This is a genomic window from Actinophytocola sp., from assembly GCF_036555685.1.
Classification (GTDB): Bacteria; Actinomycetota; Actinomycetes; order Mycobacteriales; family Pseudonocardiaceae; genus Actinophytocola.
Genome location: NZ_DATBKY010000251.1, coordinates 1 through 16,982 on the forward strand (window position 1 = coordinate 1; position 16,982 = coordinate 16,982).

At 70.3% G+C, this 16,982-nt stretch carries 14 protein-coding genes; 10 read left to right on the forward strand and 4 right to left on the reverse strand.

The window, feature by feature from the left end:
• The 3 genes from mycP (VH969_RS25370) to eccD all read right to left on the reverse strand — a co-directional run.
• Positions 1–1,216, reverse strand: a 1,216-nt coding sequence (gene mycP / locus VH969_RS25370) for a type VII secretion-associated serine protease mycosin (protein ID WP_331978530.1), incomplete at its 3' end; no start/stop codon positions are given.
• Positions 1,217–1,236: 20 nt separating this feature from the next.
• Positions 1,237–2,688: a type VII secretion-associated serine protease mycosin gene (mycP, locus tag VH969_RS25375; RefSeq protein WP_331978532.1), complete on the reverse strand. Its 1,452-nt coding sequence runs from the start codon at positions 2,686–2,688 to the stop codon at positions 1,237–1,239.
• Between the two features lie 2 nt (positions 2,689–2,690).
• On the reverse strand, positions 2,691–4,091 hold the full coding sequence (eccD, locus tag VH969_RS25380) for a type VII secretion integral membrane protein EccD (protein ID WP_331978534.1): 1,401 nt from the start codon (positions 4,089–4,091) through the stop codon (positions 2,691–2,693).
• Between the two features lie 143 nt (positions 4,092–4,234).
• Between eccD and eccCa the strand changes: the two genes are divergently transcribed.
• From eccCa to VH969_RS25405, 5 genes are all read left to right on the forward strand, one after another.
• The gene (gene eccCa / locus VH969_RS25385) at positions 4,235–8,239 is read left to right on the forward strand and encodes a type VII secretion protein EccCa (protein ID WP_331978536.1); all 4,005 of its coding nucleotides are present in this window, start codon (positions 4,235–4,237) and stop codon (positions 8,237–8,239) included.
• Between the two features lie 308 nt (positions 8,240–8,547).
• Complete coding sequence (locus VH969_RS25390; RefSeq protein ID WP_331978538.1) at positions 8,548–10,293, forward strand: type VII secretion-associated protein; 1,746 nt, start codon at positions 8,548–8,550, stop codon at positions 10,291–10,293.
• Positions 10,294–10,319: 26 nt separating this feature from the next.
• The gene (locus tag VH969_RS25395) at positions 10,320–10,910 is read left to right on the forward strand and encodes a hypothetical protein (protein WP_331978540.1); all 591 of its coding nucleotides are present in this window, start codon (positions 10,320–10,322) and stop codon (positions 10,908–10,910) included.
• A 238-nt stretch (positions 10,911–11,148) separates the two neighbouring features.
• Positions 11,149–11,463 carry a WXG100 family type VII secretion target gene (locus VH969_RS25400; protein ID WP_331978542.1) on the forward strand — a complete coding sequence of 105 codons (315 nt, stop codon included), beginning with the start codon at positions 11,149–11,151 and terminating at the stop codon, positions 11,461–11,463.
• A gap of 66 nt (positions 11,464–11,529) precedes the next feature.
• Positions 11,530–11,826 carry a WXG100 family type VII secretion target gene (locus tag VH969_RS25405; RefSeq protein ID WP_331978544.1) on the forward strand — a complete coding sequence of 99 codons (297 nt, stop codon included), beginning with the start codon at positions 11,530–11,532 and terminating at the stop codon, positions 11,824–11,826.
• Between the two features lie 173 nt (positions 11,827–11,999).
• Here VH969_RS25405 and VH969_RS25410 read toward each other — a convergent pair whose 3' ends face one another.
• Entirely contained in the window at positions 12,000–12,884 is an 885-nt protein-coding gene (locus VH969_RS25410; RefSeq protein WP_331978546.1) for a hypothetical protein, read from the reverse strand.
• A 201-nt stretch (positions 12,885–13,085) separates the two neighbouring features.
• On the opposite strand from VH969_RS25410, the gene rplM reads away from it, so the two are divergent.
• From rplM to VH969_RS25435, 5 genes are all read left to right on the forward strand, one after another.
• Positions 13,086–13,529 carry a 50S ribosomal protein L13 gene (gene rplM, locus VH969_RS25415; protein WP_331978548.1) on the forward strand — a complete coding sequence of 148 codons (444 nt, stop codon included), beginning with the start codon at positions 13,086–13,088 and terminating at the stop codon, positions 13,527–13,529.
• A gap of 30 nt (positions 13,530–13,559) precedes the next feature.
• Positions 13,560–14,009: a 30S ribosomal protein S9 gene (gene rpsI / locus VH969_RS25420; protein WP_414638618.1), complete on the forward strand. Its 450-nt coding sequence runs from the start codon at positions 13,560–13,562 to the stop codon at positions 14,007–14,009.
• Positions 14,010–14,118: 109 nt separating this feature from the next.
• Positions 14,119–15,453 carry a phosphoglucosamine mutase gene (gene glmM, locus VH969_RS25425; RefSeq protein ID WP_331978550.1) on the forward strand — a complete coding sequence of 445 codons (1,335 nt, stop codon included), beginning with the start codon at positions 14,119–14,121 and terminating at the stop codon, positions 15,451–15,453.
• Between the two features lie 135 nt (positions 15,454–15,588).
• The gene (locus VH969_RS25430; protein ID WP_331978552.1) at positions 15,589–15,912 is read left to right on the forward strand and encodes a WXG100 family type VII secretion target; all 324 of its coding nucleotides are present in this window, start codon (positions 15,589–15,591) and stop codon (positions 15,910–15,912) included.
• Positions 15,909–16,982, forward strand: a 1,074-nt coding sequence (locus VH969_RS25435; protein ID WP_414638619.1) for a WXG100 family type VII secretion target, incomplete at its 3' end; no start/stop codon positions are given. The genes VH969_RS25430 and VH969_RS25435, both read left to right, overlap by 4 nt.

Consider the following 16,982-nt stretch of genomic DNA (forward strand, 5'->3'; position numbering starts at 1 on the left):
TGTGGCCGCCCGCCGCCGCCGGGTGTGACGCCGTCTGCTTGATGCGGTTCATGACCTGCTTTGCCGACAGGTCCGGGAAACGGTCGCGGACCAGCGCGACCAAGCCTGACACGTACGGCGCCGCGAAGCTCGTGCCCTGGATCGCCGACCGCTGGCCCTGGCTGTTGATCGTCTCGTTCGCGAGGCCCTGCGGGTTGGCCGGGTCGAGCGAGATGATCCGGGTGCCGGGTGCGGCCACGCTGACCCACGGACCCTGGATCGAGAACTCCGCCGGGTCGCCGTTGCTCTCCATCGCGGCCACCGAGAGCACGTAGTCGGAGAACCACGGCGGCGTCACGATGTAGGTCGGGTTCTTCGGGTCGGCGCTGTTCTGGTCGGTGCAGTTGTTCTCGCCGCGGTTGCCCGCCGACGCCACGGCGACGACGTTCTTCGTCTCGACCGCGTACCGCAGCGCCGCCTGCACCTGCCGCTCCGCGTCGGTGATCCCGCCCGACGCGGTCGGCCGGCAGCTGTCGACCGACATGTTGATGACCGTCGCGCCGGCGTCCGCGGCCCGGCGGATCGCCTTCGCGAGCGTGCCCAGGTTGCCGGCGGACTCGACGCTGTTGTTCCGGTCCTTCTGGTCCTCGAACTTGTAGTTGGCGCTGGACTGCCGGATGCTCAGGATCTTCGCGTCCGGCGCGATCCCGCGGAAGCCGATGTCGGCGCGCCTCGGGTTCGCCGCGATGATGCCGGCGACCTCGGTGCCGTGCCCGTCGCAGTCCCTGAGGCCGTTGTCCTTCGCGAAGACGTAGTCGCCGCCGCCCGTGAGCCGGTTGCCGAGGTAGTCGTGCGGCGATACCCCGGTGTCGATCACCGCGACCGTCTGCCGCTTGCCGGTCGCGAACCTGCCGAGCTCGTCGAAGCGCAGCACGTCCTGGCCCCACGGCTTGGTGCGCAGCTCGACCGTCGATCCGCTGGAGGCCACGCACTGCGTCTTCTGCACGTACGCCTTGTCCGGCTTGCCGTCGTCGGTCGGCACCGGGAAGTCCGGCGGCAGCGGCGGCGGCTTCGCGAAGCCGGTGTCCTGCGGCGGAACGGACGGGTCGGACGGTTCCGACGGCGCCTCGGTGGACGGCTGGGCCATCGCCACCGACGGGCTCACCGCGGGTGCGGTCGCGAGCAGGAGCAGCACGGCGAGCACCGAGCACATCCGCCGGGTTCGGGTGACTGCCATGGCCGGCGACTCCTTCGCGGTCATGCGGGGCCGGGTCGGTCGCGTCGCTGGCGGCGGACCGTGTGGACGATGAACAGGGTCAGCAAGAGCAGCCCTAGCCCGCCCGCGGAGCCGATGACGGCCACTCGCTCGGGCGTCCAGTTGCGCTCGCGCGCCGGCGGCACCTGGTATGGCAGGTCGATCGCCTCGTCGCCGGTGATGCCGTCCTGGCCGGGGATCTTGGCGGTCAGCGCGCCGACCGGGTTGATCATGCCGTAGCCGATCTGGCTGTTGCGCCCGCCCGGACCGGCCGGGTGCGAGGCCGTGCGCTTGATCCGGTCCATGACCTCCCTGGCGGTCAACGGGTTGCCCGCCTTCTCGGCGGCCTCCCGGATCAGCGCGGCCAGCCCGGCGACGTACGGCGCGGCGAAGCTCGTGCCCTGGATCGAGCCCTCCTGGTGCTGCGAGTTCACGCTCCGATCGGTCAGCAGCTCGCCGCCGCCCGGGTTCAGCGAGATGAGCGCGGTACCGGGGGCGGCCACGCTCACCCACGGGCCGTGCATCGAGAACTCCGCCGCGGTGCCTCCGGTGTTCACCGCCGCGACCGAGAGCACGTAGTCGGAGAACCACGGCGGGCTGACGATGTAGGTCGGGTGCTTCGGGTCGTTGCTGTTCTGGTACGGGCATTTGGCGCTCGGAATGTTGCCGGCCGACGCCACGACGACCACGTCCCGGTCCTCGACCGCGTACCTCAGCGCCTGCTGCAGGTTCCGCTCCTCGGGCGTGATCGGCTTGTCCGCCGTGCGGCAGGTGTCGACGGACATGTTGATCACGTCGACGTTCCGGTCCGCCGCGTGGACGATCGCCCTGGCGAGCGTGGTGAGGCTGCCCGCCTTGTCGCTGCGGTCGTTCGGGTTCGGCGGCTTGTACTCGTAGTAGTCGCTGGACTGGCGGATGCTGAGGATCTTCGCGTCGGGGGCGATCCCGCGGAAGCCGATCGAGTCGTCCTTCGGCTTCGCCGCGATGATGCCGGCCACCTCCGTGCCGTGCCCGTCGCAGTCGCGCAGCCCGTCGCCCCCGCGTTCGACGTAGTCGCCGCCTCCGGCGAGCCGGTTGCCGAGGAACTCGTGCGGGTTCACGCCGGTGTCGATCACCGCGACGGTCTGGCCGGCACCTGTGGCGAAGCGGTTCAGCTCGTCGAACTGCAGGACGTTCTGTGCCCACGGGATCGTCGACGCCGGCTGGAGGAACCGCAGCTCGCCGGCGCAGACGGCCTGCGACTTGGGCGTGTACGGCAGGTCCGGCTGGCCGTTGTCCTTCGGCTTGACCTTGCCCTCGGGCGGCGGCGGGGCGGGCCCGCTGCCCGTCTGCCCGGCCGGCTCGCCCGGGTCCGACTCGGGCTGAGCACTCGCCGCCGGCGCGGCGGGTACCGCGACGGCCAGCAACGCGGCGGCCGCGGTGACGGACAGGCGGCGGGTCAGGCTCGCACGCACGATCAGTTGGGCAGCAGGTCGACGTGCCGGAGCGTGCTGTAGAGGTTCATCACGGCGAGCGCGAGGGGTAGCAGCACCGCGATGCAGATGGCCTCGATGATCTCCACGGTGCGCCGCAGCGGCGGGGAGAACCGCTGCTCCGGGAAGATCACGCCGAGCACCAGCGCGGCGGCGCCGAGCAGCAGGCACGAGCCGAACACCCACAGCAGGCGGTCGTTCGGGCTCGAGGAGACCAGCCAGCCGACCATGATGCCGGCCGCGGACAGCATGCCGGTCGCGAGCAGCGCGATCGCCTGGCTGCCGTTGGCGTAGGTGCGCGCGCGCAGCAGCAGCACCAGCGTCGACGCGATGGCCATGCTGATCGCCCACACGTCACCCTTGCCGGCGGTGATGATCGCCGCGATCGCGGCCGCGACACCGCAGCCGATGATCATGCCGGTCATGTACTCGTGCGCGAGGCCGGCCCGCCGCTCGATCGAGCGATAGTCCGGGAAGCCCTGGTCCTCCTTGAGGTCCTCCGCGCTGCCCGGCACGTTCGGCAGCGGCAGGCGGGCGAGCTGGATGGTCAGCCGCGGCAGCACGGACAGGCCGGCGAGCGACACCGCGGCCGTCCCGGCGGCGATGCCCTCGGCCGGGTGCGCGATCAGGGTGGCGATCGCGAAGGCGATCGTGCCGATCAGCGCGGCGGTGCCGGCCGCGACGAACGTCGTGATGCCGGCCCCGATGAGCATGATCGACGCCGAGGCGACGATCAGTACCAGCGCGCTCGCCAGGAGCAGGCTAGCCCGCCCGGCGGAGCCGGGCACGATGTATATGCCGGCCACGAACGCCATCGGCAGGCCGCCCGCCGCGGCGATGAGCACGCCCGTGGTCTCCTCCTGGTAGGCGCGGGCGATGACCGCGCCGAGCACGACCGCGCCGATCGCCGCGGCGCCCGCGGTGACCGCGGCGCCGATCGCCGAGCCGAAGTACGCGGGCCCTGCCATGTAGACGGTGACCGCGGCGAGGATGAGCGCGAGGGCACCCGCGACGAAGCCGATGCGCCGGGCGGTCTGCTTGGTCCACGGCCGGTAGCTGTCCGGCGAGGCTTCCGCGATCGCGTCGACCACGTCGTCGTACAGCGGTGGCGGCGGGTTCTCCGTGCGGCGGCGCAGCTGCAGCAGCTCGCCGTCGAGCACGCCGAGCGAGGCGAGCGTGCGGCTCGGGTCCAGCGGGGCGTCGCCGAGCTTGGCCAGGCACCAGCCGCCGTGCCGGGCGCCGCCGTCCGGGGTGGCCTCCTTGGCCATCTCCAGCAGCATGGGGAGCAGGTCGGCGACCGCCACTCCGGCCGGGAGCGCGACGTCGATCCGTGTTCTCGGTGCCACCACCGTCACCCGGCTGAACACCGTCGTCCCGGTTGCCACGCGCCCCTCCCGACCTGTCTTCGATAACCACCCCTGGCTGTCGGTGGCGGCCCCTAGTATGGCCGTACCGGTTTCGGCGTGTCCGCCGGTTCCGGTAAATGAAGAGGTCCTGGCAGTTCGAGAACGTACGGGGGCGTACTCCGGTGAGTACTGTGCAGTTCAAGCGCTCGGCCCGGCTGGCGGCACCACGTCAGCCCGGCGGAGAGGTTCACCTGGAGCCGCCGCCCGAGGTTCCCCGCGTCATCCCCGGCAACATCCTGATGAAGCTGATGCCGGTCATCATGATCGTCGCGATGCTCGGCATGGTCGCGCTGCTGTTCACCGCGGGCGGGCCGGCCGGGCGCAACCCGATCAGCCTCCTCTTCCCGATGATGATGATGTTCTCGATGGTCGGCATGTTCGGCCAGGGGCGCGGTGGCGGCCAGAAGAAGGCCGAGATGAACGAGGACCGCAAGGACTACCTGCGCTACCTCGGCCAGATGCGCGACCGGGCCCGCGAGGCGTCGCTGGACCAGCGGGCCGCGCTGGAGTGGGTGCACCCCGACCCGCAGGCGCTGTGGTCGATGGCCACCAGCCGCCGGATGTGGGAGCGCCGCCAGTCCGATCCGGACTTCTGCCATTTGCGGGCCGGCCGCGGCAGCCAGCGGCTCGCCACCCGCCTGGTGCCGCCGCAGACCGGTCCCGTCGACGAGCTCGAGCCGATCGCCACGCTGGCGCTGCGCCGGTTCGTCCGGGCCCACTCGATCGTCCCCGAGCTGCCCATCCAGATCGCGATCCGCGGGTTCGCCGCGGTCGGCCTGTCCGGTGAGAAGCACCTCACCCGTGGCCTCGCCCGCGCGCTGATCGGCCAGCTCGTCACGTTCCACACCCCCGACGACGTGCTGGTCGCGGTCGTCACCTCCGGCCGGGCCAAGGAGGAGTGGGAGTGGGCGAAGTGGCTGCCGCACGTGCAGCACCCCACGATGGTCGACGGCATCGGCCAGCTGCGGATGATGGCCGGCTCGCTCAAGCAGGTGCAGGACTGGCTCGACGAGGAGCTGCGCGACCGGCAGCGGTTCACGCGCAACGCGCCGCCGCAGCCCGACCAGCCGCAGGTGCTGATCGTGCTCGACGACGGCGAGGTCACGCGCGACGAGGAGATCATCCTCCAGGAGGGACTCGTCGGCGTCACGCTGCTGGACCTGTCCGAGTGCCTCGGCAACCTGACCGCCCGCCGCGGCCTGCGGCTCGTGGTCGAGCCGGACCGGCTCGGCGCCCGCAGCGCGAGCGGCGTGGAGTGGTTCGCCAAGCCGGACTTCATGACCGTCGCCGAGGCGGAGGCGCTGGCCCGCAAGCTGTCGCCGTACCGGCTGGGTGCCGCGGCGGCCGACGACGGCGGCGAGGAGCCGCTGCTGACCAACCCGTCGCTGCTGGAGCTGCTCGGCATCCCGGGCGACCCGATGACCTTCGACGTCCAGCAGGCCTGGCGGCCACGGCCGATCCGGGACCGCTACCGGGTGCCGTTCGGCGTGGGCGAGCACGGCGAGTCCGTCGAGCTGGACATCAAGGAAGCGGCCATGGAGGGCATGGGCCCGCACGGCCTGTGCATCGGCGCCACCGGTTCCGGTAAGTCGGAGTTCCTGCGCACGCTCGTGCTCGGCATGCTGTGCACGCACTCGTCGGCCACGCTCAACTTCGTCCTCGTCGACTTCAAGGGTGGCGCGACGTTCCTGGGGCTGGACGCCGCGCCGCACGTCGCCGCGGTCATCACCAACCTGGCCGACCAGCTGACCCTCGTCGACCGCATGAAGGACGCGCTCGCCGGTGAGATGAACCGGCGGCAGGAGGCGCTGAAGAACGGCGGTAACTTCAAGAACGTCTGGGAGTACGAGCGCGCCCGGGAGAACGGCGCGGACCTCGACCCGCTGCCCGCGCTCTTCATCGTGGTCGACGAGTTCTCCGAGCTGCTGTCGGCCAAGCCGGACTTCATCGACCTGTTCGTCGCGATCGGCCGGCTGGGCCGCTCGCTGCAGATGCACATGCTGCTCGCGTCGCAGCGCCTGGAGGAGGGCAAGCTGCGTGGCCTGGACTCGCACCTGTCCTACCGGATCGGTCTGAAGACGTTCTCCGCGGCGGAGTCCCGCGCGGCGATCGGCGTGCCGGACGCGTTCGAGCTGCCGTCGGTGCCGGGCTCGGGCTACCTGAAGTTCGACACGTCCACGATGAAGCGGTTCAAGGCCGCGTACGTGTCCGGGCCGTACCGGCCGGCCGGCATCCAGGGCGCGGTCGGCCCGGCCGCGCCGATCACCGGCGACCGGCGGGCGAAGCTGTTCGTGCCGGACATCGTGGAGATGCCCAAGGAGCCGGAGGTTCAGGCCGAGCAGCCGCGTGAGGAGCGCCGGCTGGAGAGCAGCGCGCCGACCGAGCCGAGCGAGCTCGACGTCGTCGTCGGCCGGCTCGTCGGCCAGGGCCCGCCCGCGCACGAGGTCTGGCTGCCGCCGCTGGACACGCCGAACTCGTTGGACACGTTGCTGCCGCCGCTGCAGCCGACCGAGGACCGCGGGCTGTCGCCGGTCGGGTTCTTCGGCAACGGCCGGCTGCAGCCGCCGCTCGGCCTGATCGACAAGCCGTACGAGCAGCGGCGCGACCTGCTGTGGGCGGACTTCTCCGGTGCGGCCGGGCACGCCGCGGTCGCGGGCGGTCCGCAGGCCGGCAAGTCGATGCTGCTGCGCACGCTGGTCATGTCGATGGCGCTGACGCACACGGCGGAGGAGGCGCAGTTCTACTGCGTCGACCTCGGTGGCGGCACGCTCGGCACGCTGCAGGCGCTGCCGCACGTCGGTGGCGTGGCCGGCCGGCTCGACCCGGACAAGGTGCGCCGCATGGTCGCCGAGGTCAGCACGGTCATGGCCGAGCGGGAGCAGCTGTTCCGGGACATGGCCATCGACTCGATGACCGACTTCCGCAACCGCAAGCGGCGTGGCGAGCTGAAGGAGGACAAGTTCGGCGACGTCTTCCTGATCATCGACGGCTGGCTGAACTTCCGGCACGAGTTCGAGCTGATCGAGCCGCAGGTGCTCAACATCGCCGCGCAGGGACTGTCGTACGGCGTGCACCTGATCGTCTCGGCGAACCGGTGGGCGGAGATCCGCCCGGCGCTCAAGGACCTTCTGGGCACGCGGTTCGAGCTGCGCCTGGGTGACCCGAGTGAGTCCGAAGTGGACCGCAGGGTCGCGGTGAACGTCCCGGCGGGACAGCCCGGTCGGGGCCTGTCCCGCGACAAGCTGCACTTCCTCGTGGGCCTGCCGCGCATCGACGGTTCGAGCAACGCGCAGGACGTGGCGGCCGGGGTGCAGGACGCGATCGCCAAGATCAGCGGGTCGTGGCGCGGTCAGCACGCGCCGAAGGTCCGGTTGCTGCCGGAGGTGCTGCCGTACGAGGAGCTGCTGTCGCTCGACGGCCAGCATCCGGGGCGGGCCATTCCGATCGGCGTCAACGAGGACTCGCTGTCGCCGGTGTACCTGGACTTCGACGCGGACCCGCACTTCTACGCCCTGATGGACGGCGAGTCCGGCAAGACGAACCTGCTGCGCACGATCGTGCAGGGCATCTGCGACCGGTACACGAAGAAGGAAGCGCTGATCCTGCTGATCGACTACCGGCGCACGATGCTGGGGTTCATCAAGACGGACCACCTGCTCGGCTATGCCGTGTCGAGCAACCAGCTGACGGGCATGATCCAGGAGATCACCGGCTCGATGCGCAAGCGCTTGCCGGGGCCGGACGTGACGCAGGAGCAGCTGCGCAACCGGTCGTGGTGGAAGGGCCCGGAGCTGTTCGTGGTGGTCGACGACTACGACCTGGTGTGCCCGCAGGGCAACAACCCCCTGCAGCCGCTGAACGAGTTCATCCCACAGGCGAAGGACGTGGGCATGCACATCATCGCGACGCGCCGCACAGGTGGCGCCTCGCGAGCCATGTACGACCCGGTGCTGGGCAAGCTGAAGGAGATCGCCAGCCCGGGCCTGCAGGGCAGCGGCAGCAAGGACGAGGGCGCCTTGATCGGCACGGTCAAGCCAAGCGCCATGCCACCCGGCCGAGGCACGATCGTCAGCCGCAAGATGGGGCAGCAGCTGATGCAGGTGGCCTGGATTCAGCCAGAAATCTGATCGCCTGGCGCATTGGTCCCCGGCTCGTGATCGGGAGCCGGGGCGCGCGCCAGCGGCCGGGTTCTTGTTGGTGGTGCCGTCAGGTTGCCGGGTTCGGTCGTCGGCGGTTTTGTGCCTGGTCGGTCAGTCGGCTCGTTGGCCTGGTCGCCCCGCCCGGCGCTCGTCCCGGTCCCTCGGTTCCTTGCCGCCCGTCGCGCGTGCCTCGCCGGGACTCCAGCACTCCGGCTCTCCCGTGGCTGCGTTTCCCGTCGGAGGGTGGGGGTGGCAGGGTGTTGGGCAGCGACGAAGCGACGGTCAAGGGGGTGGGGATGACACTGCGGGTCGCTGTTGACTTCGGGACTTCCAGCACCTGCATTGCGATCTCCGTGCGCGGGCGGGAGCCGCAGGTCGTTGCCGTCGACGGCAGTCCGCTGATGTCTTCCGCCGTGTACGCCGCCGCTGATGGCACCTTGTTCGTCGGGCAGGAGGCTGATCGGCAGGCGGCCGTTGATCCCTCACGTTACGAACCGCATCCCAAGAGGCGGATCGACGAGACCGAGCTGCTCCTCGGGGCCACCGTGGTCCCCGTCCGCGACGTGATCAGGGCCGTGCTCAACCGTGCCGTCAGCGAGGCGCGGCGCGTCGCCGGCGGAGCGGCCGCCGATCTGCTCGTGCTCACGCATCCCGCCGACTGGGGCAGCGTCCGCACCAGCGTGCTGCGGCTGGCGGCGACCGGGCTGGGCAAGCGCATCGTGATCATTCCGGAGCCCGTCGCGGCGGCCGTCTTCCACGCGGCGACCTTCCCGGAGGACTGGACCGGCGGACGCCCGGTCGGCCGCACGCTCGCCGTCCTCGACCTCGGGGGCGGGACGATCGACGTCAGCGTCGTGCGCAAGACCCCGGGGCGCACCCCGTTCCAGGTCCTCGCCACTCGCGGCGACCCGAGCTTCGGCGGCGCGGACGTCGACCAGCTCCTCCTCGACCACGTCGGCTCCGTGGTCAGCGGCACCGACGAAGACGCCTGGCGCGAGCTCATCGAAGGCCGCGAGCTCCCCGACCGGCGCCGCCGGCGCGTCATCCACCAGGACGTCCGCGGCGCCAAGGAGACCCTCTCCCGCCACACCTACACCGACATCCCGATGCCGCCACCGTTCGCCGACGCGCACGTCACCCGCCTCGACCTCGAGCGGCTCGTCACCGAACAGCTGGACCGCGCCGCCGAGCTCACCGTGTCGGCGATCCGCGATGCCGGCCTCAAGGCCACCGACCTGTCCGGCATCTTCCTCGTCGGCGGGTCGAGCCGGATCCCGCTCGTCTCCCGGCTCGTGCACCAGCGCACCGGCGTCATGCCGACCTCGCTCGACCAGCCGGAGACCGTCGTGGCCCGCGGCGCCCTGCTCGCGATCGGCGACGAGCCGCCCGCGCCGAAACCGCCACCACGGCCGGCGGCGCCACCGATCAGGCCACCGGCGCCCCCGCCACCCGCGCCAACACAGGCGAGCACGACCAGCCGGACCGCCCTGCTGATCGCCGGCGGCGCGCTCCTTGTCGTCGTGGCCGTCATCGTGCTCGTCGTCGCGCTCGCCGACAGCGGACCGGAACCCCAAGCCAGGCCGACCTCGCCCAGCCCGTCCCCGAGCCGCGTCATCGCGCAGTACGAGTACCAGTTCGCTCTGCCCCACGGCTGGCTGCAGACCGGCGGCGACGCCGACCTGCTGCGCACCGAGCTCAAGCCCACCGGCCGGGAGAGCGGCGACGACCGCGTCCTCGTCGAGGAGAAGCGGCTCGCCTTCGACAGCTCCACCGACCGCTCCCGCGCCGTGGACCGGCTGCGCACCGAGTACGAACGGGCAGGCGACGCGTACACGGACTTCGACGACCAGGCGAGCTACGCCGGCCGCGACGTCATCCGCTACCGCGAGCGGCTCGCCGACGCCTCGGTGAACTGGTACGTCGTGTTCGAGGGCCGAACGCAGGTCAGCATCGGCTGCCAGGCCGCGGACGGCGGCGCCGGGGTGGACGACGTGGCCGCCGCCTGCGAGACGATCGTCCGGACCCTCACGGTGACCGGCTGAGCTACGCTCGCGGCGGAGGTGCCGACATGACGGGGCAGGACGGCGGTTTCCGCGCGGCGACGGCGCGTTTCAAGGCCGAGGTCGAGGCCGCACTCACCAGGGCTCGCCGGGCGGCGGCGGAGGCGCGGGAGCAGTCCGCGGACTTCCGCCGGGGCACAGACGACCTGGCCGACCAGGCACGGACCGGCCGGTTGCGGCTGCGCCGGACCCAGGTCCGGCCGACCAGCGCCGAGGCGAAGGCCGAGGCGGAGAAGTTCCGCAACGCCAACGACTTGCCCGTCGAGGACCTGCCGGATGCGGACGAGCTGACCGCCCGCCCGGCCGAGCAGGTCCGGCCCCAGCAGCACGAGGACGAGGACTTCTCGCAGCACCAGGTGCTGTACGACATCGACAAGCAGGACGAGCCGGCGGCCGCCAAACCGGCAGTGGACCAGACCTCCGATGAATCGGCGCGCACCGGGATCGATTCACCGGTAACACCGGCCATGCGATCGGGAGGCGAGACCGAGGACTTTTCGCAACAGCGAATCCTCTTCGACGTGACCGTCGAATCCTACCGTCCGGATCCCTTGCCGGACTCGGTCTTCGAACCGTCCGACGACAAAAAGCCCAGCTAGAGCGCCAGATTTCGGCATTGCGACGGCAAACGTCGTTATGGCGAAGCGGTTCTGGCTACCGGCCAGTCCATTCGCCACTGTCGCTGATCTCAGCGTGACCGGGCGTTCACGCTCGCAACGACCTCCGATCAGGTGGCGACAACGTGGAACCGGACATGGCAGGGTCTACGTCGCAAGAGGCGTACGAACCAAGAACCGTACGGCCCGACCAAGAAACCTATGAAGGGGGCAGCTCCCAATGCCTGATGGTTACACAGGGACAATTGAGGACTTCACCAACGCTCAGGCGCGGGTCATGGGCGTCCGGGAGGACGTCGACAACATCCTGAAGCAGGTCATGGACCAGGTCGCCGGTCTGGCGGGTCAGTGGACCGGTACCGCCGCCACGGCGTTCAACAACATGATGGCGCGCTTCCAGACCGACCAGAAGGCCCTCAACGACGCGCTCGAGGCGATCGCCGAGCAGCTGGGTGCCGCCGGTGGCACCTACCAGGCGCAGGAAGAGTCGAAGCAGTCGTCGTTCGGCAACCTGTCCGCCCAGCTCGAGGGCTGAGCCCAACCGTCCATCGCAGTCCCGTAGCCAGCTAGAAAATCAGACCTGAGACAAGGGGAATCACAAATGCCTGACGGCCCGATCAAGGTTACGTTCGGCGGCCTCGAAGCCGCAGCCGGAAACATCAGCACCCAGGCCGGCCGCGTGCAGGGCGCGCTGGACGACCTGAAGTCCTACCTCCAGCCGCTGGTGAGCAGCTGGACCGGTAACGCCGCCGAGAACTACAACGTCCACCAGCAGAAGTGGGACCGTGCGGCCGCCGACCTGCAGCAGGTGCTCGCCGCCATCGGTACCGCCGTCGCGAACGCCGCCGACGACTACCGCCAGGGCGAGGCGACGAACGCCGGTCGCTGGGGAGGCTGAGCCGAGGCGCTCGACTTGCCGTGGGGCCCGGGAGCATCTCCCGGGCCCCACAGCTGTCTCCAGTGGTACAAATATAAACAATCCACAGTGGACGAGATGTAGTGCCGCATCGGGAGGTCTGGACCTGCGCGTTCGTGGTCCGGACCAGTCCCAGAGGTCGAACCTTTCGGTCGTCAGCCCGTCGCCGGGCTCGAGTTGAAGGCGTCCCAGAACTTCTCCGCCTTGGCCGGGTCACTGATCGTCGTGGTCTCGCTCGCGGCCGGCTTGTCGGGGAAGTCGTGCGGGGTCGCCTCGCCGACCACCTCGTAGCCGATCTGCAGCTCCAGCGGCTCGGACTTGCCGTCGTCGACCTTGCCGCGGATCTCGAACCCGGTGAACTTCATGTCGGCGTCGAGCTTGATCGTCACCGGTACGAGCTGGTCACGCATCTGTGCGGACACGTCGGCCTCCTCGTCGGCCGGTATGCCGATGAACCCCTCGTCGATCATCAGGCCGAGCTGCGCGCCGGTGGTCACCTCGACGCCGTCGCCGGTGCGCCGCGCCCGTTCCCGCGGCTTGTCCTGCGCCGTCGCCCTGGTCTGCGCGATCGCGTTGTCCAGGTGGCACGCGAGCCAGGCCGTCAGCAGGAAGCAGGTCTCGAAGCCGTCCCGGTACAGGGTCGGCGTCGCCACCCACGGTGTGCGCGCCAGGTTCGCGTGCTGCTGGTCCAGGCGCACGTAGTCGTACGGATCGTTCGGCGGGTGCAGGACCGCGGAACGATCGTCGGTCGGCGGGCGGTGCCGCTCCAGCACGGTGATCGGCGGGTCACCGTACTTGTAGGACTCGTGCTCGGTCTTCAGCTCGGTGTCGCCGTAGTTGAGGAAGTTGTAGACCTTCGCGTGCTCGTCGCCGAGGTTCTCGAAGTGCTCCCGGAAGGCTTTGTACCCGGCCTTGACGAGGATCTCGTCCGAGGCGGCGGCATCGGGCCGCGGCGTGCCGGAGGTCGCCTGCGCGCACGCGCTCGCGGTGAGCAGCACGACGGCGAGCACAGCGACGCGCCCCGGTCGTCGGATCGCCATGACACCCCTCCGGCCACGTACTCTTGCGTGCGGAGAAACCGTAGCGCCGCCACCGCTCCGCCGGGGTGAGACCCGGTAAGGGGGGCGCTTTGACCCTGTTCGAACGGGCCAGGTATCTTCTAGGAGTTGTTGCGCGGCGTGGGCACGTGCCCGCGCAGGCCCGCGCAGGCACCCAGACGCAAATGACGACGAGGTAGATCCGTGCGCACGTACAGCCCGAAGCCCGGTGAGGTGGCTCGCACCTGGCATGTCATCGACGCCGAGGACGTGGTGCTCGGCCGGCTTGCCTCGCATGTCGCCGCACTGCTGCGCGGCAAGCACAAGCCCACCTTCGCGCCGCACGTCGACACCGGCGACTTCGTCATCATCGTGAACGCGGAGAAGGTCGTGCTGACCGGGAACAAGCGCGACCAGGCCTTCGCCTACCGGCACAGCGGCTACCCGGGCGGCCTGCGCAAGCAGTCGTTCGGCGAGCTGCTGGACACCCGTCCGGAGCGGCTGCTGGAGAAGGTCGTCAAGGGCATGCTGCCGAAGAACAAGCTCGGCCGCGCGCAGGGCAAGAAGCTGAAGGTCTACGCAGGCCCGGACCACCCGCACGCAGCCCAGCAGCCCAAGCCGTTCGAGATCGCCAAGGTCAGCCGGTAATCCGGCCACCAGCACGAAGCGAGGAAGTCGTTGACCACCCCTGAGACCAGCGCCGCCGAGCCGGTGGCCAAGCCCGCCACGCCGCGCGTGACCGGGGAGACCGCGCAGACGGTCGGCCGCCGCAAGGAGGCCGTCGTCCGCGTCCGCCTCACCGCCGGTACCGGGAAGTTCCTGCTGAACGGCAAGTCGCTCGAGGACTACTTCCCGAACAAGGTGCACCAGCAGCTCATCCGCGAGCCGCTGGTCATCCTCGAGAAGCCCGAGGCGTACGACGTCCGCGCGAACCTCAAGGGCGGCGGGATCACCGGCCAGGCCGGAGCGCTGCGCCTCGCGATCGCTCGCGCGCTGATCGAGCTCGACAGCGAGGACCGGCCGGCGCTGAAGAAGGCCGGCTTCCTCACCCGCGACCCGCGGGTCAAGGAGCGCAAGAAGTACGGCCTGAAGAAGGCCCGGAAGGCGCCTCAGTACAGCAAGCGCTGACCGGTACCGAGAGGTCACGCTACAGCCATGCGATGAACGCCACGTCCGGTGCGAACGATGCACCGGACGTGGCGTTCGTTGCTTCCCCCTCCTTGGAGGTTCTCCCCACATGGCGCGCCTGTTCGGAACCGACGGGGTTCGTGGCCTCGCCAACGGCGACCTGAGTCCCGAGCTGGCCCTGTCCGTGGCCGCCGCGGCGGCGAGAGTGCTCGCGGAGCACGACAGCTCGCACCGCCCGGTCGCGGTCGTCGGCCGGGACCCGCGGGCGAGCGGGGAGATGCTGCAGGCGGCGGTGGCGGCCGGCCTGACCTCCGCGGGGGCGGACGTCATGCAGGTCGGTGTGCTCCCGACGCCGGCCATCGCGTACCTGGTCGGCGACCTGAGCGCCGACCTCGGCGTGATGATCTCCGCCTCGCACAACCCCATGCCGGACAACGGCATCAAGCTCTTCGCGGCCGGCGGGCACAAGCTCCCCGACACGATCGAGGACGAGATCGAGGCCGCGGTCGGCGCGGCGTTCAGCCGGCCGACCGGCGCGGGCGTCGGGCGGATCTACGACATCAGCGACGCGCTGGACCGCTACCTCGCCCACCTGCTGAAGTCGCTGCCGAGCCGGCTGGACGGGCTGCGCGTGGTCGTCGACTGCGCGAACGGCGCCGCGTGGGCCGCGGCGCCGCAGGCCTACCGCGAGGCGGGTGCCGAGGTCATCGCGATCCACGCGCTGCCCGACGGGGAGAACATCAACGACGGCTGCGGGTCGACGCATCTCGACGGCCTGCGCGAGGCCGTGCGCACGGAGCAGGCCGACCTCGGCATCGCCCACGACGGCGACGCCGACCGCTGCCTCGCGGTCGACGCGTCCGGCGAGGTCGTCGACGGCGACCAGATCATGGCCGTGCTGGCCCTCGCCATGAAGGAGTCCGGCGAGCTCGCCCAGAACACGCTGGTCGCGACCGTGATGAGCAACCTGGGCCTGCACCTCGCGATGCGCGAGCACGACGTCGACCTGCGGACCACCGCGGTCGGCGACCGGTACGTGCTGGAGGAGCTGCGCGAGTCGAACCTGTCCCTCGGGGGCGAGCAGTCGGGGCACGTGGTCCTCCCCGCGTACGCGACGACCGGCGACGGCCTGCTGACCGCGATGCGCCTGATGTCCCGCGTTGCCGCGACGTCGAGTCCGCTCGCCGAGCTGGCCGGCGTGATGACCCGGCTGCCGCAGGTCCTGGTCAACGTGAAGGTCGCCGACAAGGCCGCGGTCGCCACCTCCGACTCGGTCTCCTCCGCGGTCGCCGCCGTCGAGGCGGAGCTGGGTGACTCGGGCCGGGTCCTGCTGCGCCCGTCGGGCACGGAGCAGCTCGTCCGGGTGATGGTGGAGGCCCCGTCGCACGAGATGGCCGAGGCCGCCGCCCAGCGCCTGGTTGGCGTAGTCTCCTCCGTGGGCTGACCAGCGCTGACGTTCTGGTCCGATCGTCGGGGATTGCACCATTCCGGCTGTGTGTGGTGGGCCCTCTCGGTATGTTGCTAACAGTGGCCATGGACGTACGATTCGTGGTTACGTCCGACCCACTGAGGGGGAGAAATGCCGGAGGGTTTCGAGTACGACCCAGCGGCGATCCGTGAGTTCGCCGCGGTGTTCACGGCCGCCAGCGGTCAGGTCGGCGAAGTGGCGTCGACGGTTGGTGAGACGTCGTCAAAGGCCGCCGACTTCGGCAAGTCATGGACCGACCAGGGCGCCAGGTTCGAAAAATACATGGGCACGATCGCCGAAGACCTCGGCAAGCTGGGCACACACCTCGCCGAAGTCGCCGCGCAGCTCAACCAGGGCACCGACCTGATGATCCAGACGGACACCACCGGTCTGAAGAACATCCAGGCGGTCGACGGCACCGGGGACTCGGAATGAGCTTCGACCAGCCGAACGCCGTCGCCGCGATCAACCAGGCGGTTGCCGCGACGAGCGAGGACGGCAACTGTTCGGACGTCATCGGCAAGTCACTGGACACGCCGATCGAGAAGACGCTGCCCGCCTACGACGAAAAGCTCTCATTCGGGCTCAGGCCGGCCGCCAAGGACAAGCGCGCCGAGATCGGCGGCGTGAACTGGGGGAAGATCGAGAAGGACGTCGCGCGGCTGAACGGCCTGGCGGCTGCGATCGACAACATCGCCTCGGTCGTCCGCAGCGGCAAGGACCGGTTGGCGCACGACTGGAAGGGCGAGTCATTCGACTCGTTCCGAGCGGCCGTCGAGAAGATCGAGCAGACCCTCGCCGACTACTCGATCGCGGTGAAGACGACGGCCAACGGTTTCACCACGGCAGTGAACAACATCCGCACGCTGTACGCCGCGTACCGCGACGAGTGCACGGGCTCGGTGCTGAACTTCTCGGGCTACGTGCCGCCGGATGACTGGTACAAGATCGGCGAGAAGGAGATCCAGTTCCTCAAGTGGTGCGGGCACTGCGTCGCGTTCTGCGACAAGGAGGACATGGCTCGCAGCATCCTGATGGGTCATGCGCTGCAGCGCGTGAACTATGAGTGGTTCCACGACTGGGAGGGCCGCGACCACGAGGGCGATGCGCACACGGCGTTGAGCTTCTCCGAGGAGGAGCGCAGTAAGATCAGCCGCAAGATCAACGAGTTCTACGTGGCCACCGACGAGCTGAAGGACCCGGTGGGAGAGGCGTACGACGTAGCGCTGGAGAACCTGCGGATCCTGGCGGACTCGCAGGTGTTCTCGGCGCTGCAGGTGCCGGGGGCGGCCGGAGGTGGTCCGGAGGCCGGTGGCGATCCCGGGCCTGGCGGTGGAGACACCGGTGGCTACCCGGGTGGTGGAGGTCCAGGTGGCGGTGAGGCCGCGATGCCGCCGCAGTCCGAGCCCCACCCCCAGCCCGAGCCCGCGCAGGTGGAGCCCGCCGCGGCGCCCGAGCCGGCCCAGCCGAAGCCTGCCGAGGTCGTCTCCGACGGGGAGACGGTG

Excerpts from the sequence above, each read along its gene's own strand:
- glmM (WP_331978550.1), top strand. The coding sequence starts at position 14,119 with ATGGCGCGCCTGTTCGGAACCGACGGGGTTCGTGGCCTCGCCAACGGC.
- VH969_RS25390 (WP_331978538.1), top strand. The coding sequence starts at position 8,548 with ATGACACTGCGGGTCGCTGTTGACTTCGGGACTTCCAGCACCTGCATT.
- VH969_RS25395 (WP_331978540.1), top strand. The coding sequence starts at position 10,320 with ATGACGGGGCAGGACGGCGGTTTCCGCGCGGCGACGGCGCGTTTCAAG.
- VH969_RS25400 (WP_331978542.1), top strand. The coding sequence starts at position 11,149 with ATGCCTGATGGTTACACAGGGACAATTGAGGACTTCACCAACGCTCAG.
- VH969_RS25405 (WP_331978544.1), top strand. The coding sequence starts at position 11,530 with ATGCCTGACGGCCCGATCAAGGTTACGTTCGGCGGCCTCGAAGCCGCA.
- VH969_RS25430 (WP_331978552.1), top strand. The coding sequence starts at position 15,589 with ATGCCGGAGGGTTTCGAGTACGACCCAGCGGCGATCCGTGAGTTCGCC.
- VH969_RS25410 (WP_331978546.1), bottom strand. The coding sequence starts at position 12,884 with ATGGCGATCCGACGACCGGGGCGCGTCGCTGTGCTCGCCGTCGTGCTG.